Source organism: Rhodococcus coprophilus NBRC 100603 (genome assembly GCF_001895045.1).
Taxonomy (GTDB): Bacteria; Actinomycetota; Actinomycetes; order Mycobacteriales; family Mycobacteriaceae; genus Rhodococcus; species Rhodococcus coprophilus.
In genome coordinates, this window is record NZ_BDAM01000001.1 from 746,744 (window position 1) to 772,401 (window position 25,658).

Annotated in this window: 23 protein-coding genes, 1 pseudogene and 1 riboswitch; of the genes and pseudogenes, 10 read left to right on the top strand and 14 right to left on the bottom strand. The window is 67.4% G+C overall.

Annotated elements, in window-relative coordinates; translation table 11 throughout:
- Positions 1–31: 31 nt before the first annotated feature.
- From RDCOP1_RS03410 to rpsB, 5 genes are all read right to left on the bottom strand, one after another.
- Positions 32–964: a phosphatidate cytidylyltransferase gene (locus RDCOP1_RS03410; protein ID WP_072698614.1), complete on the bottom strand. Its 933-nt coding sequence runs from the start codon at positions 962–964 to the stop codon at positions 32–34.
- Positions 965–966: 2 nt separating this feature from the next.
- Positions 967–1,524: a ribosome recycling factor gene (gene frr / locus RDCOP1_RS03415; protein ID WP_072698615.1), complete on the bottom strand. Its 558-nt coding sequence runs from the start codon at positions 1,522–1,524 to the stop codon at positions 967–969.
- Between the two features lie 28 nt (positions 1,525–1,552).
- Entirely contained in the window at positions 1,553–2,287 is a 735-nt protein-coding gene (gene pyrH, locus RDCOP1_RS03420) for a UMP kinase (RefSeq protein WP_072698616.1), read from the bottom strand.
- 210 nt (positions 2,288–2,497) lie between these two features.
- Entirely contained in the window at positions 2,498–3,322 is an 825-nt protein-coding gene (gene tsf, locus RDCOP1_RS03425) for a translation elongation factor Ts (RefSeq protein WP_072698617.1), read from the bottom strand.
- A 132-nt stretch (positions 3,323–3,454) separates the two neighbouring features.
- Entirely contained in the window at positions 3,455–4,324 is an 870-nt protein-coding gene (rpsB, locus tag RDCOP1_RS03430; RefSeq protein WP_072698618.1) for a 30S ribosomal protein S2, read from the bottom strand.
- 303 nt (positions 4,325–4,627) lie between these two features.
- On the opposite strand from rpsB, the gene RDCOP1_RS03435 reads away from it, so the two are divergent.
- Complete coding sequence (locus tag RDCOP1_RS03435; RefSeq protein ID WP_072698619.1) at positions 4,628–5,161, top strand: M23 family metallopeptidase; 534 nt, start codon at positions 4,628–4,630, stop codon at positions 5,159–5,161.
- Between the two features lie 80 nt (positions 5,162–5,241).
- Positions 5,242–6,213 (top strand): non-homologous end-joining DNA ligase, encoded by a 972-nt coding sequence (gene ligD / locus RDCOP1_RS03440; protein WP_072698620.1) that lies wholly within the window; start codon positions 5,242–5,244, stop codon positions 6,211–6,213.
- Between the two features lie 44 nt (positions 6,214–6,257).
- Here ligD and RDCOP1_RS03445 read toward each other — a convergent pair whose 3' ends face one another.
- Together RDCOP1_RS03445 and RDCOP1_RS03450 are read right to left on the bottom strand one after the other, a co-directional pair.
- The gene (locus RDCOP1_RS03445) at positions 6,258–7,376 is read right to left on the bottom strand and encodes a MinD/ParA family ATP-binding protein (RefSeq protein ID WP_072698887.1); all 1,119 of its coding nucleotides are present in this window, start codon (positions 7,374–7,376) and stop codon (positions 6,258–6,260) included.
- Between the two features lie 420 nt (positions 7,377–7,796).
- Positions 7,797–8,711 (bottom strand): tyrosine recombinase XerC, encoded by a 915-nt coding sequence (locus tag RDCOP1_RS03450; RefSeq protein ID WP_174555762.1) that lies wholly within the window; start codon positions 8,709–8,711, stop codon positions 7,797–7,799.
- Between the two features lie 108 nt (positions 8,712–8,819).
- Between RDCOP1_RS03450 and RDCOP1_RS03455 the strand changes: the two genes are divergently transcribed.
- Complete coding sequence (locus tag RDCOP1_RS03455; protein ID WP_072698622.1) at positions 8,820–10,007, top strand: multidrug effflux MFS transporter; 1,188 nt, start codon at positions 8,820–8,822, stop codon at positions 10,005–10,007.
- A 286-nt stretch (positions 10,008–10,293) separates the two neighbouring features.
- On the top strand, positions 10,294–11,757 hold the full coding sequence (locus RDCOP1_RS03460) for a carotenoid oxygenase family protein (protein WP_072698623.1): 1,464 nt from the start codon (positions 10,294–10,296) through the stop codon (positions 11,755–11,757).
- Positions 11,758–11,869: 112 nt separating this feature from the next.
- Here the strand turns inward: RDCOP1_RS03460 and RDCOP1_RS03465 are convergent, their stop codons facing one another.
- Entirely contained in the window at positions 11,870–12,649 is a 780-nt protein-coding gene (locus tag RDCOP1_RS03465) for a siderophore-interacting protein (protein ID WP_072698624.1), read from the bottom strand.
- Between the two features lie 99 nt (positions 12,650–12,748).
- Between RDCOP1_RS03465 and RDCOP1_RS03470 the strand changes: the two genes are divergently transcribed.
- Together RDCOP1_RS03470 and RDCOP1_RS03475 are read left to right on the top strand one after the other, a co-directional pair.
- Complete coding sequence (locus tag RDCOP1_RS03470) at positions 12,749–13,030, top strand: DUF6953 family protein (protein WP_072698625.1); 282 nt, start codon at positions 12,749–12,751, stop codon at positions 13,028–13,030.
- Between the two features lie 216 nt (positions 13,031–13,246).
- Complete coding sequence (locus RDCOP1_RS03475; protein WP_072698626.1) at positions 13,247–14,581, top strand: ClC family H(+)/Cl(-) exchange transporter; 1,335 nt, start codon at positions 13,247–13,249, stop codon at positions 14,579–14,581.
- A gap of 19 nt (positions 14,582–14,600) precedes the next feature.
- Here the strand turns inward: RDCOP1_RS03475 and RDCOP1_RS21680 are convergent.
- Positions 14,601–15,013, bottom strand: a pseudogene (locus RDCOP1_RS21680) (DNA-processing protein DprA); the annotation flags it as partial.
- Positions 15,014–15,692: 679 nt separating this feature from the next.
- Positions 15,693–15,865: riboswitch (cobalamin riboswitch) on the top strand.
- Between the two features lie 251 nt (positions 15,866–16,116).
- Between RDCOP1_RS21680 and RDCOP1_RS03485 the strand changes: the two are divergent.
- Genes RDCOP1_RS03485 through RDCOP1_RS03500 form a run of 4 tightly spaced genes read left to right on the top strand, consistent with a single transcriptional unit; the run spans position 16,117 to position 20,751 of the window.
- Positions 16,117–17,316, top strand: coding sequence for an ABC transporter substrate-binding protein (locus RDCOP1_RS03485; protein ID WP_072698627.1), 1,200 nt, complete (start codon positions 16,117–16,119; stop codon positions 17,314–17,316).
- Positions 17,313–18,437: an iron chelate uptake ABC transporter family permease subunit gene (locus tag RDCOP1_RS03490; protein WP_084722328.1), complete on the top strand. Its 1,125-nt coding sequence runs from the start codon at positions 17,313–17,315 to the stop codon at positions 18,435–18,437. Before RDCOP1_RS03485 ends, RDCOP1_RS03490 begins: the two co-directional genes overlap by 4 nt.
- On the top strand, positions 18,434–20,281 hold the full coding sequence (locus tag RDCOP1_RS03495; RefSeq protein ID WP_072698628.1) for an ATP-binding cassette domain-containing protein: 1,848 nt from the start codon (positions 18,434–18,436) through the stop codon (positions 20,279–20,281). Before RDCOP1_RS03490 ends, RDCOP1_RS03495 begins: the two co-directional genes overlap by 4 nt.
- The gene (locus RDCOP1_RS03500) at positions 20,176–20,751 is read left to right on the top strand and encodes a DUF7676 family protein (protein WP_072698629.1); all 576 of its coding nucleotides are present in this window, start codon (positions 20,176–20,178) and stop codon (positions 20,749–20,751) included. The genes RDCOP1_RS03495 and RDCOP1_RS03500 overlap by 106 nt, the downstream gene beginning before the upstream one ends.
- 743 nt (positions 20,752–21,494) lie before the next feature.
- Here RDCOP1_RS03500 and dprA read toward each other — a convergent pair.
- The 5 genes from dprA to RDCOP1_RS03530 form a co-directional block, all read right to left on the bottom strand.
- Positions 21,495–22,622 (bottom strand): DNA-processing protein DprA, encoded by a 1,128-nt coding sequence (gene dprA / locus RDCOP1_RS03510; protein WP_072698631.1) that lies wholly within the window; start codon positions 22,620–22,622, stop codon positions 21,495–21,497.
- Positions 22,619–24,127, bottom strand: a complete 1,509-nt coding sequence (locus RDCOP1_RS03515) for a YifB family Mg chelatase-like AAA ATPase (RefSeq protein ID WP_072698632.1) — start codon at positions 24,125–24,127, stop codon at positions 22,619–22,621. The genes dprA and RDCOP1_RS03515 overlap by 4 nt, the downstream gene beginning before the upstream one ends.
- Positions 24,127–24,483 (bottom strand): YraN family protein, encoded by a 357-nt coding sequence (locus RDCOP1_RS03520; RefSeq protein WP_072698633.1) that lies wholly within the window; start codon positions 24,481–24,483, stop codon positions 24,127–24,129. The genes RDCOP1_RS03515 and RDCOP1_RS03520 overlap by 1 nt, the downstream gene beginning before the upstream one ends.
- A gap of 124 nt (positions 24,484–24,607) precedes the next feature.
- Entirely contained in the window at positions 24,608–24,922 is a 315-nt protein-coding gene (locus RDCOP1_RS03525; protein WP_072698634.1) for a DUF2469 domain-containing protein, read from the bottom strand.
- A 37-nt stretch (positions 24,923–24,959) separates the two neighbouring features.
- A complete protein-coding gene (locus RDCOP1_RS03530; protein ID WP_072698889.1) occupies positions 24,960–25,658 on the bottom strand; it encodes a ribonuclease HII in 699 nt (232 codons plus the stop codon).

Consider the following 25,658-nt stretch of genomic DNA (forward strand, 5'->3'; position numbering starts at 1 on the left):
CCCCGGTCGCGGCCGCTGTTGCCGACAGCCACTAGATGAAAGCGGTGAGGATCAGCCAGGTGACGAATGCGGACGGCAGGATCGAATCCAGCCGATCCATGATGCCGCCGTGGCCCGGCAGGAGTGTGCCCATGTCCTTGATGCCGAGTTCCCGCTTGACCTGGGATTCGATCAGGTCACCGGCCGTGGCCGTGAAGACCAGGACCACGCCGAGGACGGCACCGACCCACCACGGGCCGTCGAGCAGGAAGGTGACGGTGAGGATTCCTACGGCCACACAGGCGACCAGCGAACCTCCGAATCCTTCCCAGGACTTCTTCGGGCTGATCGCCGGGGCCATCGTGTGCTTACCGAACAGCACGCCCGCTGCGTAACCACCGATATCGGACGCCACGCACACCAGCATCAGGCAGAAGACGCGGGCGGCACCCTGATCTTCGAGGACCATCAATGTCGCGAACGAGGCGAGCAGCGGCAACCACGCCGCGGTGAACACCGCTACCGCGGTGTCCCGGAGATAGTTGTGTGGCTGCGCCGCCAAGCCGCGGTCGAACAGTCGCCACAACATGGTGACCACCACGGTGCCCGCGAAGGCACCGAGGACGCCGGTGGTGCCGTACGGCCATCCCAGCCAGATGATCGCCTGCCCACCGAGCAGGAGAGGCACGCGCGGAACCGACACGTCGGCTTCGCGGAGGCGCTTGGTGACCTCCCACGTTGCTATGGCGATCGCCGCCGCGACCACGGCAAGCCAGGCAGTCGGGGCGAACAGCAGAATTACGATGACAAGTCCGCCGAGCCCGGACCCCACCGCGATCGCGGCAGGGAGGTCTCGGCCGGCACGGGAGGCCGGCTTCGCGGGTGCGGTACCGGATGTCGAGTCCGAGACTGCGGGGGTGGTGCCGGAGTCGCCTTCGGCACCGAGTGGAAGCTGCGGGGTTGAAGACCCGTCGGCTCTGCCCACCGTCAGACCTCCATCAACTCGGCTTCCTTGTGCTTGATCAGTTCGTCGATCTGCGCCACGTACTTGGCCGTGGTCTTGTCGAGTTCCTTCTCCGCGCGGTTGACTTCGTCCTCGCCGGCTTCGCCGTCCTTCTGGATGCGGCCGAGTTCTTCCATCGCCTTGCGCCGGACGTTGCGCACGGCAACCTTCGCGTCCTCGCCTTTCGACTTGGACTGCTTGACGAGTTCGCGGCGACGTTCCTCGGTGAGCTGCGGCACCGAGATACGGATGATGTGCCCGTCGTTGCTCGGGTTCACGCCGAGATCGGAGTTGCGGATCGCGGTTTCGATCGCGCCGAGCTGTGACTGCTCGTACGGCTTGACGATGACCATGCGTGCCTCGGGCACACTGATGCTGGCAATCTGCGTGACGGGCGTCGGCGAGCCGTAGTAGTCCACCACGATGCGGTTGAACATGCCGGGATTCGCGCGTCCGGTGCGGATGCCCCCGAGCTCGTCCTTGGCCACCGTGACGGCCTTGTCCATCTTCTCCTCGGCTTCGAAGAGGGCTTCATCGATCACGGCAGTTCCTCCATGTTCCGTTGTCCGTTCATGACCGTACGAGCGTTCCGATCTTCTCACCGTTGACGGCCCGGGCGATATTGCCCTTGGTCAGCAGGTTGAAGACCATGATCGGCATGGAGTTGTCCATGCACAGGCTGAAAGCGGTCGCGTCCGCGACCTTGAGGTCCTTCTCGATGACCTCGCGGTGGGTGATCTCCTCGAACATCACCGCATCGGGAACCACCCGCGGGTCGGCGGAATAGACGCCGTCGACGGCTTTCGCCATCAGCACGACGTCCGCCCCGATCTCGAGCGCGCGCTGCGCGGCGGTGGTGTCGGTGGAGAAGTACGGCATGCCCATGCCCGCACCGAAGATGACGACGCGGCCCTTCTCGAGGTGCCGGCGGGCGCGAAGCGGGAGATACGGCTCGGCGACCTGCCCCATCGTGATGGCGGTCTGCACGCGGGTGTCGATACCCTGCTTCTCCAGGAAATCCTGCAGCGCAAGGGAATTCATGACCGTGCCGAGCATGCCCATGTAGTCGGAGCGAGCGCGTTCGAGGCCGCGCTGTTGCAGTTCCGCGCCGCGGAAGAAGTTTCCGCCGCCGATCACCACGGCAACTTCCACACCGCTGCGCACGACCTCGGCGATCTGCTCTGCCACCGTGGTCACGACGTCGGGATCCAGCCCCACCTTGCCGGTGCCGCCGCCGAACATCTCGCCGCCGAGCTTGAGGAGCACCCGGCGGAAACCGGGCCGTTCGTGGGCGTGTTCGGACATGACTCTCCTCTGGTTGCGCATGAATCGGCCCTTTCATCCTGCCTCATCGACCCGGTGGAACCGAGACCGGGCGCGAGACGACACGCTGTGTCATGACCGTTCGCACGGCGGCGGACCGCCCGTGCGGCGGCCGTGCGCGTGCCGGTGGGCGTGCCCTGACACACCTCGACCCCGCCGGCAGAGAGCCGGCGGGGTCGAGAAGCAGACATTCTAGCTGGCGCCGACCTCGAACCGCACGAAGCGGACGACCGTGGCACCGGCCTCGTCGAGGATCGCCTTGACGGTCTTCTTCGAGTCCGTGACGGAGGCCTGCTCGGTGAGCACGACATCCTTGAAGTAGCCGTTGACGCGGCCTTCGACGATCTTCGGGAGCGCAGCCTCGGGCTTGCCCTCGGCCTTTGCGGTCTCCTCGGCGATACGACGCTCGTTGGCGACGATGTCCTCGGGGACCTCGTCACGGGTGACGTACTTGGCCTTAAGCGCAGCGATCTGCATCGCGGCGGCACGCGCGGCCTCGGCGGCAGCGTCGCCTTCACCGGTGTACTCGACGAGCACGCCGACCGACGGCGGCAGGTCCGACGCACGCTTGTGCAGGTAGACGGACGTCTGGCCGTCGAACGACGCGACGCGGCGAAGCTCGAGCTTCTCGCCGATCTTCGCGGACATCTCCTGGACCAGCGCGTCGACCGTCTTGCCGTCGATCTCGACGGCCTTGAGGGCGTCGACATCGGCGGGACGCGCCTGCGCGGCCGCAGTGACGATCGTGTCGGCGAGAGCCTTGAACTCGTCGTTCTTGGCGACGAAGTCGGTCTCGGAGTTCAGCTCTACGAGGACGCCGTCCTTGGACACGACCAGGCCTTCGGCGGTGGAGCGCTCGGCGCGCTTGCCCACGTCCTTGGCACCCTTGATGCGCAGCTGCTCGACGGCCTTGTCGAAGTCGCCGTCGTTGTCGGCGAGAGCGTTCTTGCAGTCCAGCATTCCGGAGCCGGTGAGCTCACGGAGACGCTTGACGTCGGCGGCGGTGTAGTTCGCCATGGAAGCGAGCCTCCTGTGTCTGTGATGGAAAGTCTCGGAGTGCGGGCGGCGCAGCGAATGTCCGGGCCGCTCGCGAACAGACGGCCCCGACCATGGATCTTGCGATCTACCGGTCGGGGCCGTCCATCGGGATCAGGCCTCGGGCGTTGCGTCCGCGGCAGGTGCCTCGGCAGCGGGAGCTTCCGCCGCGGGAGCCTCTGCAGCAGGGGCCTCGGCCTCGGCGGCCGGGGTGGCCTGCGAGAGCAGTTCCTGCTCCCACTCGGCGAGCGGCTCGGCGCCGGCCTCGGGCTTGGCGTCGGCGTCCGTGCTCTTGCCGGCGCGGGCCTGGAGGCCCTCGGCGACGGCGGAAGCGACAACCTTGGTCAGAAGCGCAGCCGAACGAATCGCGTCGTCGTTACCCGGGATCGGGTAGTCGACGAGGTCCGGATCGCAGTTCGTGTCCAGGATCGCGATGACCGGGATGTTGAGCTTGCGAGCCTCACCGACGGCGATGTGCTCCTTGTTGGTGTCGACGATCCACACGGCCGACGGAACCTTGGCCATATCGCGGATACCACCGAGGGTGCGATCCAGCTTGTTCATCTCACGCGTGAGCATGAGGATTTCCTTCTTGGTGCGACCCTCGAAGCCACCGGTCTGCTCCATGGCCTCCAGCTCCTTCAGGCGCTGCAGGCGCTTGTGGACGGTGGAGAAGTTGGTGAGCATGCCGCCGAGCCAGCGCTGGTTCACGTACGGCATTCCGACGCGAGTGGCCTCTTCGGCGATGGATTCCTGCGCCTGCTTCTTGGTGCCGACGAACAGGATCGTGCCACCGTGGGCGACGGTCTCCTTGACGAATTCGTACGCCTTGTCGATGTACGTCAGCGTCTGCTGCAAGTCGATGATGTAGATGCCGTTGCGGTCGGTGAAGATGAACCGCTTCATCTTCGGGTTCCAGCGTCGAGTCTGGTGACCGAAGTGGGCGCCGCTGTCGAGCAGCTGCCTCATGGTTACGACAGCCATGGCTGTTGTCTCTCTTTCGTGTCGGTTGATGCGGGCGATCTTGCGATCCCCGCCCTGGCGTCCACATGCCCGTCGAACCCTTGCGGGACCGATCGACGGCCATCGGGTGTACACCGTACGAACGGGTGACACCGTGCGCGGACGCGCGAAGTCGATCTGCGAACACAGACCGCCCGACAAGTGTACGTGCCCAGGTGCCGGATCGCTAAACCGGCACGTCGCCCCTGTGGAGCACTCCCGCTTTGTCCACAGACCCCGGACCGGGTCTGTCGCTCGGGCGGCTGCGGACGGCACCCTTCCTGCATGAGTATCGCGGCCGTCCGCCGGATCGTGTCCCGCAGCGCCTGCCTCGCGGTGCTGGTGTTCACCGTGGGGACCGTCCCGGCCCTGGGCGGCCCCCTCCGGACCGACGGGCCGCCCGCCGGTCCGCTGTTCGGATGGCCGCTCGAACCCCGGCCCGCCGTCACTCGCGCCTTCGACCCGCCCGACCGGAATTGGCTGCCCGGTCACCGCGGCGTCGACCTGGCCGCGTCGCCCGGACAGCACGTCCGGTCTGCGGGTGACGGTGTGGTGGTGTTCGCAGGCACCGTCGCGGGGAAGCCTGTCGTGTCCGTCGACCATCCCGGTGGGCTGCGCACGACGTACGAACCCGTCGTCGCCGCGGTCGTGTCCGGGCGGCGCATCGGGCGCGGCGATCCGATCGGCACGGTCGAGAGCGGTCACGAGGGGTGCCCGGTCGCGGCGTGCCTGCATTGGGGACTGCGCCGGGACCGGGACGAGTATCTCGATCCCCTCCCCCTCGTGGAGCGGCCGGTGATCCGTCTCCATCCCGTGTGACCGGCGTCGAGGACGAGTAGCCGGGGACCACGCTGCCGATTCGCCGATCACCGCCAGGGTGGATGCCGCAGACTCGGTCTATGCCTTCCGCGTCGACGGAGCCGTCCCCGATGCTGGCGACCCTCGGCGTGCTGCCGGCCGGGGACGGCTGGGCATTCGAGATGAAATGGGACGGTGTCAGGGCGATCGCGCGGGCCGGAGCCGACGACTGCCGATTCTCGAGCCGCAACGGCAACGACATCACCGTCTCCTATCCTGAACTGCCCGGCCCGGTGTCGCTCGCCCTGGGCGGCCGCGAGGCGGTACTCGACGGCGAGATCGTCGCGCTCGATGCGAAGGGAAGACCGTCCTTCCACCGGCTCCAGCGCCGGATGCACGTGCAGCGGCCCACGCCCGCGCTGCGACGCGAGATCCCCGTGGTGCTGTACCTGTTCGATGTTCTCGCCGTCGACGGCCGGTCGACCACTGCGTTGCCGTACGCCGAGCGCCGGGCCGTGCTCGACGATCTGGTGCGGCCGAGTCCGCAGGTGCAGATCCCGCCGTACTGGACCGATGTCGACGGCGCGCAGATGCTCGACCTCGCCCGCCTGCACGGGCTCGAAGGCGTGGTGGCCAAACGCCTCGACTCGACGTATCTGCCCGGGGCGCGGGCGCCGAGCTGGATCAAGTCACCGCTGCGGAACAACACCGAGGTCGTGGTCGTCGGCTGGCTGCCCGGGTCGGGGTCGGCCACCGGAGGTATCGGTTCCCTGATTCTCGGCGCGCACGACGACGAAGGGCAACTGGTGTACATCGGGAAGGTCGGCACGGGTTTCACCGCCGCGACCCGGCGGACGCTGCGCGCACAACTCGATTCGCTCGAGCGGACGACGAGCCCGCTGGCAGTCCCGGCACCGGCTCGCGACACCCGCGATGCGCACTGGGTCGAGCCTGTCCTCGTCGGCGACGTGGAGTTCCGCGAATACGCGGGCGGAAGCCTGCGCCATCCGAGCTGGAAAGGACTACGGACCGACAAGTCACCGGCCGAGGTCGAGCTACCGGGCAAGCACTGAGGAGCGCGCCGCGACCCTCGGCCGGACCGGCGACACCTGCATCGTCAGCCGCGGCCGGCATGCCGGCCGGACAACGGCGGAAAGTCGTCCGCCACGATCGCGGCAAGCTCGACGAAGGCACGCCGGGTCGCAGGCCGCAACCGCTCGAGGTCGATCTCGGCTCCCTCTGCCAAGTGTTCGTCGAACGGGACGACATGCAGTGCGCGGCACCGCGCGAGGAAATGCGCAGTCAGCGCATCCATGTCGATCGTCGACGTGCCCGGACGCGGCGCGCTGATCACCACGACCGTGCGGTCGACCAGATCGTCGTACCCGTGGGCCTGCAACCAGTCGAGGGTCGCGGCAGCGCTCCGCGCGCCGTCGAGCGCGGGCGACCCCACCAGCACGAGGGCATTCGCCAGATCGAGTACTCCCCGCATCGCGGAGTGCATGATCCCGGTACCGCAGTCGGTGAGGATGATGTTGTAGAAGACCTGGAGAATGTCGACGACAGCGCGGTAGTCGTCCTCGCTGAACGCCTCCGACACCGCCGGGTCGCGTTCGCTCGCCAGCACCTCGAGCCGGCTCGGTGCCTGGGAGGTGTGCGCCCGGACATCGGAATAGCGCCGGATCGTGGGCGCTGCCGCGAGCAGGTCCCGGACCGTGGCGTCGGTCTGCTGCGGGATGCGCTGCGCGAGCGTGCCGAAATCAGGATTCGCGTCGACCGCCACCACACAGTCGCCACGTAACGAGGCGAACGTGGAACCGAGCCCGATCGTCGTGGTCGTCTTGCCCACCCCACCTTTGAGGGACAGCACCGCGATGCGGTAATCCCCCGAGATCGGTTGCCGGATTCGTTCCACGAGATGTTCGTGGCGAGCGCTCCCCGTGGAGTCGCCGGGCTCGAGGAGTCCCTTCGCGAACCGTTGCACACCACGGCGCCACCCGGCCGGCGAAGAACGACGGGATCGTCGGACCAGCACGTCCGACGCGAGATCGACAGTGGACGGCTGGTGCTCGAACGCGTGAGGGAGCAACGCCGACGGATCGTGTTCACCGGCCTGGTGCGGCGCCCAGGGTTCCTCGGCCTCGACCACCGGATCGGGACAGTCCTCCCCGGAGGCGTTCACCGGGGATGGTTCGGAAGCCGTGACGGACGGCTCGGTCTCTTCGGAGCGCGGCATGTCTTCGGATCGCGGCGCTCCGGGCTCCGGGCTCGGTGTCTCTCCCGCGTCGTCCGCCGCACCGGCCGGGGGCAGGAGTGGCGTTCCGAACGGGACCGACGCGACGGGGCGCTCGGCCGCCTGCACAGCGGTGGCAGCTGTCTCGGGCGTCTCACTCTTCGGTTCGGAGCCTGCCCCCTCCGGCCGGACCACCCGGCGGAAAGACTTCCGTGCCGGTGGTGGCTCACTTGCGGCAGGCGGCTGGTCCCGCAGCCACGCGGGCAGAGCATGGCCCGGTTCGTCGCGTCTCATCTGATCCCCCCGAATTCGATGGTGCGGCGCGCACGCTATCAATCCGGGCGGGACTGCGCACGTCCGCACCGGGCGAACCCCTGCGCGGAGGACAGTTCGCGCGGGCGACGAGGGCCGACGTTCCGGTCGTCAGGCCCGTGGATGTGCTTGCTCGTGCACGGCACGCAGCCGCGCGACGGACACGTGCGTATAGAGCTGGGTGGTTGCGAGGCTCGAATGCCCGAGCACCTCCTGGACCACTCTCAGATCCGCGCCGCCCTCGAGGAGATGGGTCGCGGCACTGTGCCGGAGTCCGTGCGGCGCGAGATCGGGGGCTCCGGGAATTGCCGACACCGCGTCGTGCACGACCGTGCGGACCTGGCGCTGGTCGATGCGTCCGCCGCGCTTCCCGAGTAGCAGCGCCTCGCCGGACGACGGCCGCCCCAGATGCGGGCGGCCGTGACGGAGCCAGGCATCGAGCGCGTCGGCCGCCGGAACGCCGTAGGGCACCACCCGCTCCTTGTCACCCTTGCCGAGCACACGTAGCACGCGCCGCTCGCTGTCGACGTCGCCGAGGTCCATCCCGCACAGTTCGCCGACACGGATGCCCGTCGCGTACAGGACCTCGAGGATGACCCGGTCGCGGAGTGCCGACGGGTCGAGTTCCTGCGCACCCGATTTCGCGGCCTCCATGACCTCGATGGCCTGCTCGTCGTGCAGCACGGTGGGCAGTGTCCGATGTGCCCGCGCCGACGCGAGTCGCACTGCCGGATCCTGGTCGAGCCGCCCGGTCCGAACCAGCCAGGCCGTGAACGCCCGCGCCGTCGACGTGCGTCTCGCAATCGTGGTCCGTGCCGCGCCGGCCTCGACCTGCCCTGCGAGCCACGATCGCAGCGTCGCGAGGTCGAGGTCCGCGATGCGAGCGTCCGGGTTCGTTGCAGCCAGGTGGGCGAGCAGGGACCGGACATCGGTGGAGTAGGCGCGCACGGTGTGGGCGGAGCGGTTGTTCTCGAGGGCGAGGTGGTCGGCGAAATCGTCGAGGTGCACGGCGAGCGGGGGCGGCAGTTCTCTCGGACCGTCGGTTCGCATGGGTCTACCGTGCGCGGAGTCACCGCACGACGCAACGAGCCACGCCGTTACAGTTCGTTAGTGAGTAAAACAATCCCGTTGTCGATGCTCTGCGCGCTCGCGCTGCTGTCGGCGATCGCACCACTTTCCACCGATATGTACCTTCCCGGGCTCCCCGTCATGTCCGAAAGCCTCGGCACGACGACGGTCGGTGTCCAGCTCACCCTGACGACGTTCATGGCCGGTCTCGGCCTGGGACAGCTGATGATCGGGCCGCTCTCCGACGGCTGGGGGCGACGCCGACTGCTCATCATCGGCACGCTCGTCCTGGTGGCGAGCAGCGCCCTCTGCGCGCTGGCGCCGACGGTGGAGGTGCTGATCGCCGCGCGTCTTGTCCAAGGATTCAGCGGCGGAATCGGAATCGTCCTGGCGCGTGCGGTCATCGCCGACCGCGCGCGGGGCGATCAGGCCGCCAAGCTTTTCAGCATCATGATGATCATCGGCGGTATCGCGCCGGTAGCCGCGCCCCTGCTCGGCGGCGCGCTTCTCGGTCCCATCGGGTGGCGTGGCATCTTCTGGGTTCTCACGGCGCTGGCCGTCGCGATGACCGTTGCGGTGCTGCTCTTCGTCCCGGAAACCCTGCCGCCGGAGAAGCGGCACGGGGGCGGCTTCTCCGCCATGGCAGGCAACTTCGGGTACGTGCTGTCGCAGCGGCGGTTCGTCGGCTACGCCGCGACCTTCGCTCTCAGTTTCGGGGCGATGTTCTCCTACATCTCGGCGTCCCCGTTCGTGACGCAGGAGATCCTCGGACTCAGCCCGGGACAGTTCTCTCTCGTCTTCGCCGTGAATTCCGTCGGTCTCGTCGGCGGTAACATCGTCAACAGCCGTCTGATCGGACGTTTCCCGACGCGGTCGCTGCTGCGCGCCGGCGTCACCACCCTTTTCTGTGGTGGAGCACTCCTGCTGCTCTCGATCCTGGTCGTCGGGTACACACCGTGGCTGATCCTCCCGCTGATGTTCGTGTGCGTCAGCAGCCTCAGCTTCATCCTCGGCAACGCCACCGCGCTCGCCCAGTCGCAGGTCCCCAAGGCGGCCGGCACCGGTTCGGCGGTGATCGGCGCGTCCCAATTCGGGCTCGCGGCACTCGTCTCGCCCCTCGTGGGACTCGGCGGTGAGGGCACCGCGGTACCGATGGCGATCTCGATCCTCGTGTGCGGGACCCTCGCGTTGACCGCGTTCACCGTGCTCACCCGGGAGTCGCGCACCGAGCCCGCCTCCGAGCCTGTGCACTGACTGCACCGCCGACCAGCATCATCAGTTCGGGCTGTTCACGGCAGCGACAAGTCGGTCTGCTCCCCTGTCTGCACTGCCGGACGCACGCGACACCGTGCGTCCGGCAGTCCTGTAGATGCCTGCGGGAGCAGCCGAACGCGTTGGCTCGCGCGACGTTCGGTGGGCGCCGACGCCGCCTCCAAGATGGGTCCCCGAGCATTGACAGCAGTAAATCCGCATCCCTATCGTCTGATAACACACGTAGTCAGATTTCGATCGGTGCCTGAGTTCGACCGAGGGGAGCACAATGACCGCGGCGCGACCCGGCGAAGGCTTGACGCCATATCAGCAGGTCACCGCCCCGCTCCTGGGCGAGCACGACTATCGCATCACCCAGATCGACGGCGCTCTCCCGCGCGAGCTGACCGGAACGCTCTACCGCATCGGCCCTGGCAGATTTCAGGTCGGACGCACGCTGCTGCACAACATCTTCGATGGTGACGGCATGATTTCACAGTTCATCCTCGACGGCAGCTCGGTGCGTTTCCGCAACCGCTACGTGCGTACCCGGCACTTCCGTCACGGCCAGAAGTCGAGCACCATCCGGTTTCGTGGAGTCGGGGATCAGATTCCGGGCGGTTTCCGGGCGAACGTCGGGCGTTTGCCGGAGAACGTGGCGAATACGAACGTCGTCAACTTCGCCGGCGAACTGCTGGCGCTGTGGGAACTCGGCAATCCTCACCGGATCGATCCCGACACTCTCGCCACGCTCGGGAGTACCGACTTCGGTGGTCGGCTCGGATATCTCGGCGCCTTCTCGGCCCACCCGAAGTGGGATCCTGCCACCGGCGACATGTACAACTTCGGTCTCGATCTGCTTCCGACACCGCGGATCCGCACGTTCCGTGTCGATCGCTGCGGGCGGCTGACCAAACTCGCGAGCATCCCGATGCTCGATCTGCCGTGGAACCACGACTTCGCATTGACCCAGAAGTACATGGTGTTCGTCCTCGATCCGATCCTGCCCGACATCGCGAAGATCGCACGGTCGACGACATCGTTCGTCGACTCCCTGAAATTCAAGCGAGACAAGGGGACTCGGTTCGTGCTGGTCCCCAGGAACGGCGGATCCGTCCGCATCGTGGAGCACGCCGCGCTCCTGCACGTCCACGTCACCAACGCCTACGACGACGGAGACGACGTGGTAATCGAGTTCCCTCGCCTGGAAACCGATTGGGAGAAGCTGCGCAACATGACCGGGACGGTCAACCGAACGGACCGAGGGATTCCCGAGTACCCGGATTCCACGCTCATGCAGTACCGGATCACCGAGTCGGGCCGGATCATCGAAAATCAGCTGACCGACAGATCCGGTGAGTTTCCGCAGTTCGACTGGCGCCGCGGTACCCGCAAACACCGCTACACCTACTTCGCGGGCAACGGCGGACCGGCGCGACTGTTCAACGCTGTGGTCAAGGTCGACACAGAGACAGGCGAGACCACCAGCTGCGACCTCGGCCCCAGCTCCGTCGGGGAACCGCTGTTCATCCCCCGAAGCCACGACGCCGCCGAAGACGACGGCTGGTTGCTGGCACTGAACCACCAGTTGGACGAAGACCGGTCCCAACTGGTCGTCTTCGACGCGCGGGATCTGGACCACGGGCCCCTGGCCACTGCCTGGCTCGATCACCACATCCCCTGGGGCTTCCACGGCACCTTCAACCGCCGGGTCGCCTCACCCGAGGCGCCGGTGCCGACGCACGTGCCGTGACGACAACACCGCGCACGCACCGGCCGTCCTAGGCTCCCGCATCGCCGCGAGCACGGCCCGGCTCCCCTCGCCTCCGGAAACCGGGCCTCGATCCCGTCGATCCATGCGTCCTTTACCCTTCGGCGGTCGCCAATTCCTGCTTCCAGGTCCGGAATCCTTCTTCGGTACGACCGCGACGCCAGTACCCGGAGATGGAGGCGCGTGCAGGACTCACGCCCCGGTCCTTTCGCAGGTACGGACGAAGATGCTTCATCACCGTCTCCGCTTCACCGTGCACGAAGACGTGGACGTCCCCGGCCGGCCACGGAAGCGACTTCACCGCGGCGACGAGCGGCGCGTTACCGTCGATCAGGCCCTGCGGTGCGTCACCGGCGGCCACCCCACGATGCACCCAGTGCACCTCGACACCCGCCGGAGCGGCCAAGGGCAATTCGTCCGATACGCCCGCCACCTCGACGAATACCGCCCCCCGAGCGTCGCCGGGCAGCGACTCGAGCGCAGCAGCGATCGCCGGGAGCGCCGTCTCGTCGCCCGCAAGCAGGTGGAAATGCGCGGCCGGATCGGGCCGGTATCCACCGCCCGGTCCGCGCACTACGACGTCGGTCCCGGGCTGCACACTGCGCGCCCACGGTCCGGCGACACCCTGGTCACCGTGCACGACGAAGTCGATCCAGATCTCGCGGGCAGCCTCGTCGACCCGGCGCACCGTGTAGGTGCGTACCGCTGTGTCCTCCCCCGCGGGAAGTTCGATCTTGACGTAGCTGTCGGTGTCGGCTCGCGCGGCGAAGTCGCCGAAGCCGTCCCCGCCGAGGACGACCCGGACGAAGTGTTCGGCGATCGTCTCCGTGCGCAACACGGTCAGGGTCGTCGATGACGGAGATTTCCGGGCCACTGCGCCTCCTGGTAAGGGTTACCTATATCGGCGCAACCGTACTCCGAGGCGGGGTCCAGCGGGGACGTCACCCCTCGGGACGCTCTAGGCTCGATACCCATGAGCACCACCGCGACCGAGATCGCCACCTGGATGACCGACATCATCACCACGGAACACAAGGTCACCCAGACCGACATGGTCGACGCGATCGAGGCCAAGTTCGGACCCGAGTGGACCTACGTCAACGACAACGATCACGTGTCGATCGACCGGGCCGTTCTCCGGGAGTTCCGCAAGGCCCACCGCGGTGGCGTGAAGTGGGACCGGGAGGATCGCGCCTGGTACGTGGACGACACCGCCGCCGCCGAGGGCACCGACTCGGAGACCACCGGGAACTGACACGACACCCCGGCGACGCCGACCCTCCGGGACGATTCCGCGATACTCCGATTCCCGGACCGGCCGAAACGTCCGAACGACCACGCAGGACAGACTCCGGTGGCCATACTTCCGAGTGTGGATAGTTCTCGATCGCCTGCGTTCGATCCCTTCACGGCCGCGCCGGCACGGCGCGGCCTGCGCCCGTAGCCGACATCCCCCGGTACTGGAGAGCGCATGGCGGATTCACGCGACAAATCGGACGAAGCTCCCGTAGTCGCGCGCGAACTCGCAATCGTCTGCCTGGTCGCTGCTGTTGCCGGCGCGCTGATCGGCTTCGTCGGAGGAGCGTTCCGATGGTGTCTGCTGAGGGCTGACGCAGCACGGATCGATCTTCTGGGCTGGGCGCACGAGTTGCCCGGACCGGGATGGTTGATCCCGATGGGGGTCACGGCCGTCTGTGCCGCGATCGCGGCGTTGATAGTGCGCTGGGTGCCGTTCGCATCCGGTAGCGGTATTCAGCATGTCGAGGCCGTCTCCCGCGGCGAGGTCGACCCACCGCAATTCCGGATATTGCCTGCGACGTTGGTGGGCGGCGTCCTCAGCATCGGGTCGGGTCTCGTGCTCGGACGTGAAGGCCCCATCGTGCACATGGGCGCAGTCGCAGGGGCCGAGACAGCTCGCCGCGCGGGGATGAACGCCGATCACCAGCGACTCCTGCAGACGTCGGTATCCGGCGCGGGACTGGCGGTCGCGTTCAATGCGCCCATCGGTGGCGCGCTGTTCGTCTTCGAGGAAGTCATGCACTCGTTCCGGCTCCGGACTGTGGTGCCGGTTCTGGTGTCTGTCGCCGTCGGGGTCGCGTGCTCCCGTCTTGTCGTCGGAGATTCGCCTGACTTCTCGGTCGGCCCGGTCGATCCCCCCTCGATCACCCTTCTCCCGGTGTTCGTCGTGTTCGGTCTCCTCACCGGAGTTCTCGGCGCTGCCTACAACCGTGCGGTGATGGGTTCACTGTCCGTTGTGGACGCTCTCCGCTCGGTCCCCTCGGTGGTGAAGGCCACTGCGATCGGAGGTGCCATCGGCTTGCTCTCCGCAGCCTCACCTCCTGCTACCGGCGGCGGCGACTCCCTGGTGCAGCACGTGCTGTCGGGCGGCGCGCTCGCGATCCCGCTCGTCGCGTTGTACGTCGCATTGCGCTTCGCCACGGGGCCCGTCTCGTATGCCGCGGGCACTCCGGGAGGTCTGTTCGCTCCGCTACTCGCACTCGGTGCGCTGTGGGGCGTGCTCTACGCGGGGATCTGCCACGCAATAGTTCCCGGAATCGATTCCTCTGTTGCGGTGCCGATGGCAATCGTGGGAATGGCCTCGATGTTCAGTGCGACGGTGCGCGCACCCGTCACCGGCGCGGTCCTCGTCATGGAGATGACCGCGACGACCAGCGTCACCGTCCCGATGCTCGCAGCCGTCGCCGGGGCATTCGCCGTAGCACAGTTGATGGGATCCTCGCCGATCTACGACAGCCTGAGAGAACGCATGCTCGCGCAACTGCACCACCCCCCACGTGGAGACTGACATCCGGCCCTGGTGAGGTTCACGCACGCCGCCAGCCACCGTCCACCAGAACCACGAGCCCGTCCAGCTCGAGCAATGTCAACGCCGCACGCACCTGCTCGACCGGCACACCCGCCGACTCCGCCAAGACCGACGGAGTGCAACTGCCCGTGGCCGGAAAAGCCTCGTACACAAGAGAACTCTCCCTCGACAAGCCATCGAGATCGCGGCGGAACAACGCATCACGTCCGTCGTCACGCCCGAGCAGCGGACCGCATTCCTCCACGACCTCGTGCGCACTGCCCACCAGACGCGCTTCACCTTCCCGGATCATCCGGTGGCACCCCTGCGACGATGCGGAGGTCACCGGCCCCGACCGAGCCGTCGAGCCCACGTCGCCGTGTTGCGGGCGCCGCTACGTCATCCTGCTTCGACCACGACGATGCCCGCTGCCGCGGACCTGGTGGGATGAGTGCATGGGAGAGCTACTGAACGGCGTCGGCATCCGCGGCTTTCGTAGTTTTCATGGAGAACTTCAAATTGGTTTCCCCTCTCCGAAAAGTTGAACCTCATTGCAGGGCAGAACAATAGCGAAAAATTAAATGTATTTCGTGTCGTCCGCCGCATGCCTGATTTTCTTGGGAGCCCCCCGCGCGGATTAGATATACCGAGGTCGGCGACCGAAGACACCTTCAAGATGGCCATTACTCTGAATAAGCGACGGGACGAATTAGTTGATCAATTGGTTGACTTAGGGGAAGGTCCGAACGCAGAGGTGGCGCGCATGCTAGATCATTCGTCTGTGTCTTACTGGTGGGGATCTCGTATGGCTAAGGATTGGACAAGCTCGCCACGGACTGTCACCGCGATCGCAGGCAAAATCGCTCCTGGGCGATGGCGTAAAGGGAAACTGGCTTTCGGCGATATGTTCCTACACGAGACTACCCAATCGGGAGCCCCTTGAGTGTGCGTCTCGGATCCTTGAACACCTGACTAGCTTTCAGGGTTACGTGGCCAGATGCGTGATTGACGTGAGCCGTCGAATCACGGTTGGTGACAATGACCAGGATGTCGCCGCTTCAATAAACGTGTCAGGTCTAGTAAAACGTCTGCTTGCACTTCAGTTCCCCGCCCCAGAACGCCCCGGTCAGGTGATGACGAAAGAGGAAGCCGGTGCGAAACCGGCGCGGTCCCGCCACTGTAATCGGGAAGCGACCCTCCACTCTGCCACGGCCCATGAGCCGAAAAGCAGGAGGGGAGCGACGATCCGAGAGCCAGGACACTCCCGTCATCGCGACCTCCTATTCGGGGCGGATTTCCCCGAGAGAGGTGGGCCGTCCACCATGCGCTTCACCGCGCCGTCGCTATGCCCCATAGCAACCTCCGGCGTATCCGGGCCCGACGACTCTTTCACTGTTCACGCCTGCCGTCTGCCCTAATTCGGCTCGGAACGCTGGCGACCTTGGCTAGGCTTGTCTCGATTCCTCGGCTACTCGAGCATCTGCCGGCACGAACTAGATCTTCAGTCGACCATTACCGCTCACCTGTGGAGAAACATGTCCCAACGGCCCATGACCGCCGCGCTTTCCGTGCTCGTCACTGCAGGTCTCGTCCTGAGTGCGTGCTCGTCCGACACTTCGGGCGCAGACACCGCCATCGACGCACGCGGCTGCATCACCGATTTCGACGCGAACACCGATTACTTCCCCGACAAGTCGACACTGTCGGACGCGAAGAACTTCACCCTCGAGTACCACGACAGCTACCAGGTACTCACCGTGAACCAGCCGCACCCAGGCGGAGCACCGGAATCATATGTTCTGGTCAAGTGCGGCGCCCCAGCTCCGGAACTGTCCGGCGACCTCACGGCGGCTCCGAAGATCTCGACGCCGATCACCAGCCTGTACTCGGCCTCGACCACGCACCTGCCGCTGATCACCGAGCTCGGCCAACTCGACGTCCTGACCGGTGTCTCGAACGCCGGGTTCGTGTCCGATCCCGCGGTGCGTGAGCGGATCGACGCCGGAGAGATCGTCGAGTATGCGCCCGGACAGACGGTGAACACTGAGACGGTTGTCGCCGCGGACCCGGATGTGCTGATGACCGGCGGCACCGACGATCCGTCGTACGCCAAGCTCCGCGCCGCCGGGATTCCGGTTGTCGCGAACGCCGAATACCTCGAGTCGACCGCCCTCGGGCGCTCCGAGTGGATCAAGGCGATGGCAGCGCTCACCGGCACCGAAGCACAGGCAGCGGACGTCTACTCGCAGATCCGCAGCGACTACGAGGACGTCTCGGCGAAGGCGCAGGGCGCCGCGGCCAGCCCGGTACTACCCGGCACGATGACCCAGGGCACGTGGTACATGCCCGCCGGTGGCAGCTACATCGGCGGACTGGTCCGCGACGCGGGCGGCAGCTACCCGTGGCTGACCAATCCGGCGACCGGCAGCCTGCAACTGAACTTCGAATCGGTGTACGCGCAGGCCGGCAGCGCGCCGACGTGGTTCGTCACCAATTCGTGGGAGACGACCGCCGACGCCGTCGCCGAGGATCCCCGCTACGGTCGGCTCGCCGCGGCCCGCGACGGCGCGGTGTGGTCGGCGACGAAGGCGATCGGCCCGACGGGCGGTAACGACTTCCACGAGCGCGGCGTCACCCGCCCCGACCTGGTGCTCGCCGATATTGTCGCGATCCTGCATCCGGAACTGATGCCGAACCACGAGTTCGTGTTCTACCGGCAGGTGCCGCGGGCATGACGACGCTCCTGTCCCCTCCGCCGGCCCCGGTCACCGGGCCGGCGGACGGGAGCGGGCCGACGCCGGCACCGCGTGCGTTCTCGCGGCGGACCGCGATCACGCTGGCGCTGCTGGCCGCCTTCACGGTCGTGCTGTTCGTGCTCGCGCTGGCCCTCGGCCCGGTGCGGGTGCCGCTGGCGGACACCGCGCGGGTGCTGATCGGCGCTGCCCCCTCCGACCCGCGCTGGCAGGTGGTGGTGCACGAACTGCGCTTGCCTCGTACGATCACCGCCGTCCTCGTCGGCGCGGCGCTCGGTGTCGCCGGCCTGCAGATGCAGACCCTGTTCCGGAATGCGCTCGCCGACCCGTTCGTTCTCGGAGCGAGTTCCGGGGCGAGTCTCGGTGTCGCGCTGGTCGTCGTCGCCGCGGGAGGCGCGGGCGCGGCGTCGTTCACGTCCGGTTTCGCGGGAGCGGGACGCGCGGGTGTCGTGGCGGCGGCCGCGACCGGAGCCGCTGTCGTCCTGCTGCTGGTGCTGCTGTTCTCGCACTGGGTGAAGAACGCCGTGACTCTGCTCCTGATCGGCGTGATGGTCGGCTCCGCCACCACCGCGATCGTGAGCGTCCTGCTGGTCTATGCCGATCCACAACGTGCGCAACACTTCCTGCTGTGGGGCCTGGGCAGCTTCGCCGCCACCACGTGGGCCGATCTCGTGCTCATGGCCCCGATCGTGCTGGTGTGCATCTGCTTCGCGCTCGCCACGGTCCGACCCCTCAACGCACTCCTGCTCGGGGAGGGTTACGCCCGAACGATGGGCATCAACGTCCGACGGGCCCGCCTGCTCACCCTGCTCGCGGCCTCGTTGCTGGCGGGAGTGACCACAGCGTTCTGCGGCCCGATCGGTTTCCTTGGTCTCGCCGTTCCGCACCTGTCCCGCCTCGCCGTCGGTACATCGGACCACCGGTCGCTGATGCCGACCGTCATCCTCATGGGGTCCGCCGTGGCGCTCGCGTGCGGCATCGTCAGCCAGGTCCCCGGCAGTGACGCAGTTCTTCCGCTCAACGCCGTCACCGCTCTGATCGGTGCACCGATCGTCGTGACGATCCTCGTCCGCAGCGGCCGCGGCGTCGGAGGTGCACTGTGACCGACATCGTCCTGGACCTCACCGACGTCGCCGTCGGCTATCACGCCCGCCGCGCGCTGCGCCCGACCACCACGCGGATCGTCGCGTCGAACATCGACGCCGTCGCACGCCGCGGCGAGCTCACCGTGCTGCTCGGCCCCAACGGCAGCGGCAAGTCCACGCTGCTGCGCACCCTGTGCGGCCTCCAACCCGCCCTCCGCGGCTCGATCACATTGTCCGGCAACGACCTGCATGCAATGCCCGCCGCCGAGCTTGCCCGCACGATCGCCGTCGTGCTCACCGACCGCGTCGATCCTGGCATGCTGTCGGCGCGCGAACTGGCCGGACTGGGCCGCACCCCGCACCTCGGACTCGGCGGCCGAATGAGCGCCCGCGACCACGCCGTGGTCGCGTGGGCGCTCGACGCGGTCGGCGCCACCCATCTGGCCGACAGGCCGGCGAGCGAACTGTCCGACGGCGAGCGCCAGCGCGTGCTCACGGCGCGGGCGCTTGCCCAGGAGCCCACCCTGTTGGTCCTCGACGAGCCCACCGCGTTCCTCGACGTCCCGTCACGGGTCGCGCTCGTGGAACTGCTTCGCGCAGCAGCCCGGGAACACCATCTGGCGGTGGTGATGTCGACGCACGACCTCGAGTTGGCGCTGCGTGTCGCCGACCATGTCTGGCTCGTCGACCGCACCGGCCGATTGTCCACCGGCACGCCGGAGCGCCTCGCGCTCGACGGCCGGATCGGCGACGTCTTCGATTCGCGGTCACTGCGATTCGACGTCGGCTCCGGGGTCTTCACTCTCACGCCCGCACACAAGTCGCCGATCCGGGCGCGGGTCCGCGCGCCGCAGCCGGCAGCGTCGGCGATCGGGCGGCTACTCGGTCGCGAGGGCGCAGTGGTGGTCGACGACGACCAGCCCGCCGATCTGCTCGTCGACACAGGCGAGGGTCTCTCGGTTTTCCACGCCGGGAAGGTGCGTCCCGTCGAAGGCCTGGATGCGCTCCCACGTGTCCTACGTGACCTGCCGCGCACCGATCTACGCCTCGCCCCAGGCAACGCGGTCACCTCGACACTCGAAACCTTGGCCAGCATCAGCCCGTGCTTCACCGCCACGACGGGCGATCGCGGCCCGAGCAGATGGCGCCCGGTGCACGACCTCTACGACTACGCCGACGCGCTCGCCGGCGTAGTCGGACACGTAGGCGCCCGGATCGGCACCACCGAATACCGGGTGGCGGCATCGACGCTGTATCTCGGCTACGCGGCCCGCCTGTGGTCGCTCGCGCTCGGCGGCATCGTCCGCACCGGAATCCTGCCCGACGTCGACCGCCTGCTGTGGCGTGACGTGGACGGTCGCATCGACCTGCACCTGCCCGATGCCGTCGGCTGGGTGGACGACGATCTGGACGAGCTGGTCGAGGTCGCGCGCGAGATGGTCCTGGGCCGCCACATGGAACCGATGATCGCGGCGATCCGCGCCGCCGAGCCCATGTCGGCGCGCCTGCTGCGAGGCAACACCGCGTCGGCGCTGATCGGCGCAGCCCGAGTACTCGACGGAGAGGCCGGAACAGTCGCCGTGAAACTCGCGGAGACGATCCTCCTCGACCAGCGACTGGTTGACACAGTCGACCGGGAGGGACCCGGGTTCCGGCGCCGCAGCTGCTGCCTTTTCTATCGCACGCCCGCCTCCGGCTACTGCGAGGACTGCGTGCTCACCCGTCCGAATGCACTCGAAAAGAAGGAGGAATCGGCATGTCCACCACTCAACCCGAAGGGGTCCAGACCCCGATTATCGTCACCGAAAGCGGAGGGCGCGAACAGCGCTGGCCTATCCCGGCGGACGAGGAATCGCTGCTGAAGCTGATACACATCCTGTTCGACGAGTACTGGGACGACATCTGGTTCGGCATCATGATGGAGGGCGCCGCATGGGAGGTCGCGGCACCGAACGCTTCCAAACGCATCTCGATGTTCGACGGTTACGCGACGATCGACTTCGGCCGCTGGCACTTCCATCTCTGCATCGGCGAACACAACGACAGCGGACCGGAACTCGGCCGGATCCGCCGCTGCTCGCGCGCCGAGCTGTACCGCAGCCTCGGCGCCGACGGCACCCCACACTCGTGGGGCGTCCGCATGTTCAACGGCCGCGACGAACAGATGATGACAGCCATGCTGCCCAACCCATTCCTGACCAAGACACAGCAGATCCGCGACGAACTCGACTTCTCGCAGCTCCAACTCTGGGACCGCCTGCGCGAGCAGTACCTCGGGCTCGGTCCGGATGAGTTGGACCGCCAAGGCAGGGGCTACCGCCATCAGAGCTAGCGATAGCTCGCGCACTACCTTGCATCGAGCACCCGCGACCGGGGTGGGTGGCCTGCTCAGTCGGTCCGCGCCGGATCGTCGACCAGACGTAGTTCGGGGCGAGTGCTCGGGTCCCCGATGAGCGTGCGGAGCCTGGGCAGCTTGAAGGACAGTTCGCCAGCAAATTCCTTGATGGATACCGTTCGCCTCGGCGAGTTCGAGGGCCCGCTCGAGGAGAACAGGGACCTCTCCGGGATAGTCGGCGACGGGTTCGGGCCGGCCAGTTCCAGGTTCGTAGCTGCCGGAGCCTCTGGTAGGCGCGCCGGTAGGTTGCACCACTCACCGCACCGACCTCGCGGCACCGGTAGATCAGGGGGTCGACCGAGTACACCCCCTTGCTCGCCGAGTTGTGCGAGCGCGTTGAGGTCGAGTCGGCCCGGCAAGAGTGGGGTGATCTGGGCGGAAGGCGTGAGCAGCTCTGCGGCGAAACGATCTGCCTCCCTTTTCTGCGGGTCCCCGGCGACACGGTCCCCGTGCATGACCAGATGCCCAAGTTTCGTACGCCGCCGGTGAAGCGGTGCCGGTAGACGTCGTAGGCACGCCCTCCTCCCAGCGCAGTCACCTGGGCACGACTGAAGATCGAGTTGGCGCGCAGTTCGGTGTTTGAGATTCGAAAAATGACTGCGCGAGATTCCACAGATCGTGATACTTCGCCATCACGTCCTGCGGATTCATCAGCGAATAATGAAGGGCCCTGGTGAGGTTCACGCCCGCCGCCACCCGCCGTCCACCAGAACCACGAGCCCGTCCAGCTCGAGCAGGGACAAGGCAGCCCGCACCTGCTCGACCGGCACACCCGCCGACTCCGCCAAGACCGACGGAGTGCAACTGCCCGTGGCCGGAAAAGCCTCGTACACAAGAGAACTCTCCCTCGACAAGCCATCGAGATCGCGGCGGAACAACGCGTCACGTCCGTCGTCACGCCCGAGCACCGGACCGCATTCCTCCACGACCTCGTGCGCACTGCCCACCAGACGCGCTTCACCTTCCCGGATCATCCGGTGGCAACCCTGCGACGATGCGGAGGTCACCGGACCCGGCACCGCCATCACGGGCTTGCCGAGCCGCCGAGCCCACGTCGCGGTGTTGCGGGCGCCGCTGCGCCATCCTGCTTCGACCACGACCGTGCCCGCAGAGAGCGCCGCGATCAGCCGATTGCGCGCCAGGAACCGGTACCGGGCAGGCGTGGTCCCCGGCGGGTATTCGCTGACGACGAGACCCGCCTCCGACACCGAGCGGAGCAACGCGGAGTGCGCTGCGGGATAGGCGCGGTCGACGCCGCAGGCAAGGACGGCCAGCGTCGTTCCCCCGACCCCCAGCGCCGCTCGGTGCGCGGCAGCATCGACCCCGAACGCCGCACCGGACACCACTGTCCACCCGTCGACGGCAAGATCCCCGGCGACCTGCGCGGTCACGTGTTCGCCGTATCCGCTCGCCGCGCGGGTGCCCACGATGCCCACGGACCGGTCGGTCAGTTCGTCGATTCTTCGCTCCCCCCACACCCACAGCGCGAGAGGCGGCGCGTCGGCGTCGACGGTGGTGGTCAGCAACTCGAATCCGAGTAGGTGCCAGGCCGGCCACTCCTCGTCGTCAGGCGTGACCAGGCGCCCTCCCGATCGTGCGAGCCTGCCGAGATCCTCCGCCGCCGTGTCGAGGTGCGCCCGCGCGGCAAGCCGGGACGACAACCGTCCGCCCGCGCCGCCCTGACGAACCGCCTCGGCCACCTCGACCACACCATGTTCCCCGATCGCCGCGGACAACGACCGGGACGCGCCCTGCCCCACCGTGGACAGATACGCCCAGGCGAGACGTCTCTCGTCGGCCGCGCTCACACCAGGCCCCTGTCGCGGAACTGCAGTGCTGTCGCGACGTGCACCTCCGACGGAGAGGCCGCACCCGCGAGATCGGCCAGCGACCACGCGACGCGCAACGCCCGGTCGGCGCCTCTCGCGGTGATCGCACCCTTCCGCAGCGCTCGTTCGACGGGCCGCAACGCCGCCGGTGGGAGCCGGAACTTCTGCCGCAGAGCAGGTCCGGGGACCTCGGCGTTGGTCGACCAGCCGAACTCCGCCCATCGTTGACGTGCAGCATCGCGCGCATTCGCGACCCGCGCGCGGACGTCGTCGGTGCTTTCTCCCGTCTCGTCCATCAACGCGCTCGTCGCGACGGATTCCATGCGGATGCGCAGATCGACGCGGTCGAGCAACGGGCCCGACAGTCGCCCGAGGTATCGGCGCCGCGCCGTGGGTGTGCACACGCAGTCGGCGTCGCGCGCTGGGGCACACGGACACGGATTCGCGGCGAGGACCAGTTGGAATCGTGCCGGGTATCGTGCCACGCCGTCACGCCGCGCAATCCGGACTTCGCCGTCCTCGAGGGGTGTCCGCAGCGCTTCGAGTGTTTTCGTGCCCATCTCGGCAACTTCGTCGAGGAAGAGGATTCCGCGGTGTGCTCGGCTTACCGCACCCGGCTTCGCCATCCCGGTCCCACCACCGATCAGCGAGCTCACGGAGGCGGTGTGGTGCGGTGCGATGAAGGGGGGTTCCGTCACCAGAGGACGGTCGGCGGTGAGCGTGCCGGCCACCGAGTGGATCGCGGTCACTTCGAGGGCGTGCTTCTCGGTGAGCACGGGAAGAATTCCCGGGAGACGCTGTGCGAGCATCGTTTTGCCGATCCCCGGCGGACCGGTGAGCATGAGATGATGCGCCCCCGCAGCGGCCACTTCGAGGGCGCGGCGCGCCTCGTACTGCCCGACGACTTCGCTCAGGTCCCCGCGGACCGCACGCGGAGGGGCGCGACGCTCGCCGGGACGCTCGAGAGCACCGTCACCCTGCAACCAGCGCACGAGGTCCGCGAGGGTATCGGCGCCGTAGATCTCGATCCCCCCCACCAGCGCAGCCTCGATCATCGTCGCGGTGGGCACCACCACCCTCCGCCACCCGTGATTCATCGCAGTCACGACCGCGGGCAGCACTCCCCGGATCGGCCGCAGCCTGCCGTCCAGTGCGAGTTCACCGAGCAGAACGGTCTTCTCGAGGAGATCGAGAGGGACGACGTCGGCGGCGTTGAGCACCGCGCACGCAAGACCCACGTCGTAGACGCTGCCGACTTTGGGCAGCGTCGCCGGCGACAACGCCAGCACGACTTTCGAATCCGGCCATGCGGCACCAGAATTGGACACCGCGGCCCGCACCCGATCGCGCGACTCCTGGAGTGCGGTGTCGGGCAGACCGACCATGGTCACGCCGGGTAACCCCCGCCCGATATCCGCTTCGATCTCGACGACCTGCCCGTCGACACCCGAGACCGCCACCGACCAGGCTCTACCCAGCGCCATCACAGCACCTGCCGCAGGTGGGTGATGACGGGCGCGTAGCCGCGCTGGAGCAGCACTGTCACGACATCCACCCGGATGTGCGTCCACCGCCTGCTCTGCGCGGCGAGCCACATGCCCGCGAGACGCCGGATCCGTTCGGTCTTACCTCGGGTGACGGCTTCGGCGGGCGTGCCGTACCCGAGACCCGACCGGGTCTTGACCTCCACGAATACGAGGACCGCGCCGTCCTGCGCGATCAGATCGAGTTCCCCGTACCGCGTGCGCCAATTGCGTTCGAGCACCACCATTCCGGCGGACTCGAGGAATTCTGCGGCGAGGTCTTCCCCGCGTTTCCCCAGATCCCGATTACGTCCCATGCCCGGCTCCTCCCCCTGCGTGCACCTACTGTGCAGCGAGGGGGTCGCGAGGCAACGGAAACAAGGGCCCCGAGGCGTGATCTGTGGATGAGGACGGGCGTTGTGGACAACGCCCTCGGGCCTGCTATCCCAGCTTGTCGGGCAACCTCAACTCGGGCTTGTCGAGTTCTTCGATGTTGACGTCCTTGAAGGTGATCACCCGGACGTGCTTGACGAACCGCGCGGGGCGGTACATGTCCCAGACCCAGGCATCGGACATGCGTACCTCGAAGTACACCTCTCCGCTCGCGTTGTGCGGGAGCAACTCGACCGCGTTGGCGAGATAGAACCGTCGCTCGGTCTCCACGACGTACGCGAACTGACCGACGATGTCCCGGTACTCCCGGTACAGCGAGAGCTCCATCTCGGTTTCGTACTTTTCGAGATCCTCGGCACTCATCGCTTTCGGTGTCCTCCCAGTCCGGTGTGTCCTGTCATCATCCCGCATCTGCCTCGTCGATGAACAATCGCCGCCGGAACGGGGTGTCGCCGGACACCGCCGCGACGTTTGCCCACGACCGTCGGTGCTCGTGGCACGGGCCGCGTTCTTGCAGCGCCGCGATGTGGGCGGGTGTGTTGTAGCCCTTGTGTACCGCGAAACCGTACCCCGGTATCTCGCGATCGAGGTCCACCATGATCCGATCTCGCGTGACCTTGGCGAGAATACTGGCGGCCGCGATACAGGCGGCGGCGCCATCTCCGCCGATGACCGGAAGCGACGGAACCGGCAGACCGGGCACCCGGAATCCGTCGGTGAGCACATAACCGGGTGCGAGGGACAAGCCCGCGACGGCGCGTCGCATGCCTTCGATGTTGGCCACGTGGATACCGATCGCGTCGATCTCCGCGGCCGGTACCTCGATCACATTCCACGCGAGTGCCCTACGCGTGATGACCGCGTACAACTCTTCGCGAGTCTTCTCGGTGAGCTTCTTCGAGTCGTCGAGCCGGTCGAGCGACGGGTGCGGCTTCGGGCCGAGAATGCAGGCCGCGATGACCAGCGGGCCGGCGCACGGACCTCGCCCGGCCTCGTCGACTCCGGCCACGGGACCGAGTCCGCACCGCACGAGGGCGGATTCCATCGTCCGCAGGCCTGCGGACCTGCGGATCACCGGACGAGGGGGCCAATTGTCCAG

What these genes read in the sequence shown, in the direction of transcription:
- pyrH (WP_072698616.1), bottom strand. Translation starts at nt 2,287, where the DNA reads ATGTCCGAACACGCCCACGAACGGCCCGGTTTCCGCCGGGTGCTCCTC.
- tsf (WP_072698617.1), bottom strand. Translation starts at nt 3,322, where the DNA reads ATGGCGAACTACACCGCCGCCGACGTCAAGCGTCTCCGTGAGCTCACC.
- rpsB (WP_072698618.1), bottom strand. Translation starts at nt 4,324, where the DNA reads ATGGCTGTCGTAACCATGAGGCAGCTGCTCGACAGCGGCGCCCACTTC.
- RDCOP1_RS03435 (WP_072698619.1), top strand. Translation starts at nt 4,628, where the DNA reads ATGAGTATCGCGGCCGTCCGCCGGATCGTGTCCCGCAGCGCCTGCCTC.
- ligD (WP_072698620.1), top strand. Translation starts at nt 5,242, where the DNA reads ATGCCTTCCGCGTCGACGGAGCCGTCCCCGATGCTGGCGACCCTCGGC.
- RDCOP1_RS03445 (WP_072698887.1), bottom strand. Translation starts at nt 7,376, where the DNA reads ATGCCGCGCTCCGAAGAGACCGAGCCGTCCGTCACGGCTTCCGAACCA.
- RDCOP1_RS03455 (WP_072698622.1), top strand. Translation starts at nt 8,820, where the DNA reads ATGCTCTGCGCGCTCGCGCTGCTGTCGGCGATCGCACCACTTTCCACC.
- RDCOP1_RS03460 (WP_072698623.1), top strand. Translation starts at nt 10,294, where the DNA reads ATGACCGCGGCGCGACCCGGCGAAGGCTTGACGCCATATCAGCAGGTC.
- RDCOP1_RS03470 (WP_072698625.1), top strand. Translation starts at nt 12,749, where the DNA reads ATGAGCACCACCGCGACCGAGATCGCCACCTGGATGACCGACATCATC.
- RDCOP1_RS03475 (WP_072698626.1), top strand. Translation starts at nt 13,247, where the DNA reads ATGGCGGATTCACGCGACAAATCGGACGAAGCTCCCGTAGTCGCGCGC.
- RDCOP1_RS03485 (WP_072698627.1), top strand. Translation starts at nt 16,117, where the DNA reads ATGTCCCAACGGCCCATGACCGCCGCGCTTTCCGTGCTCGTCACTGCA.
- RDCOP1_RS03490 (WP_084722328.1), top strand. Translation starts at nt 17,313, where the DNA reads ATGACGACGCTCCTGTCCCCTCCGCCGGCCCCGGTCACCGGGCCGGCG.
- RDCOP1_RS03500 (WP_072698629.1), top strand. Translation starts at nt 20,176, where the DNA reads ATGTCCACCACTCAACCCGAAGGGGTCCAGACCCCGATTATCGTCACC.
- RDCOP1_RS03515 (WP_072698632.1), bottom strand. Translation starts at nt 24,127, where the DNA reads ATGGCGCTGGGTAGAGCCTGGTCGGTGGCGGTCTCGGGTGTCGACGGG.
- RDCOP1_RS03520 (WP_072698633.1), bottom strand. Translation starts at nt 24,483, where the DNA reads ATGGGACGTAATCGGGATCTGGGGAAACGCGGGGAAGACCTCGCCGCA.
- RDCOP1_RS03525 (WP_072698634.1), bottom strand. Translation starts at nt 24,922, where the DNA reads ATGAGTGCCGAGGATCTCGAAAAGTACGAAACCGAGATGGAGCTCTCG.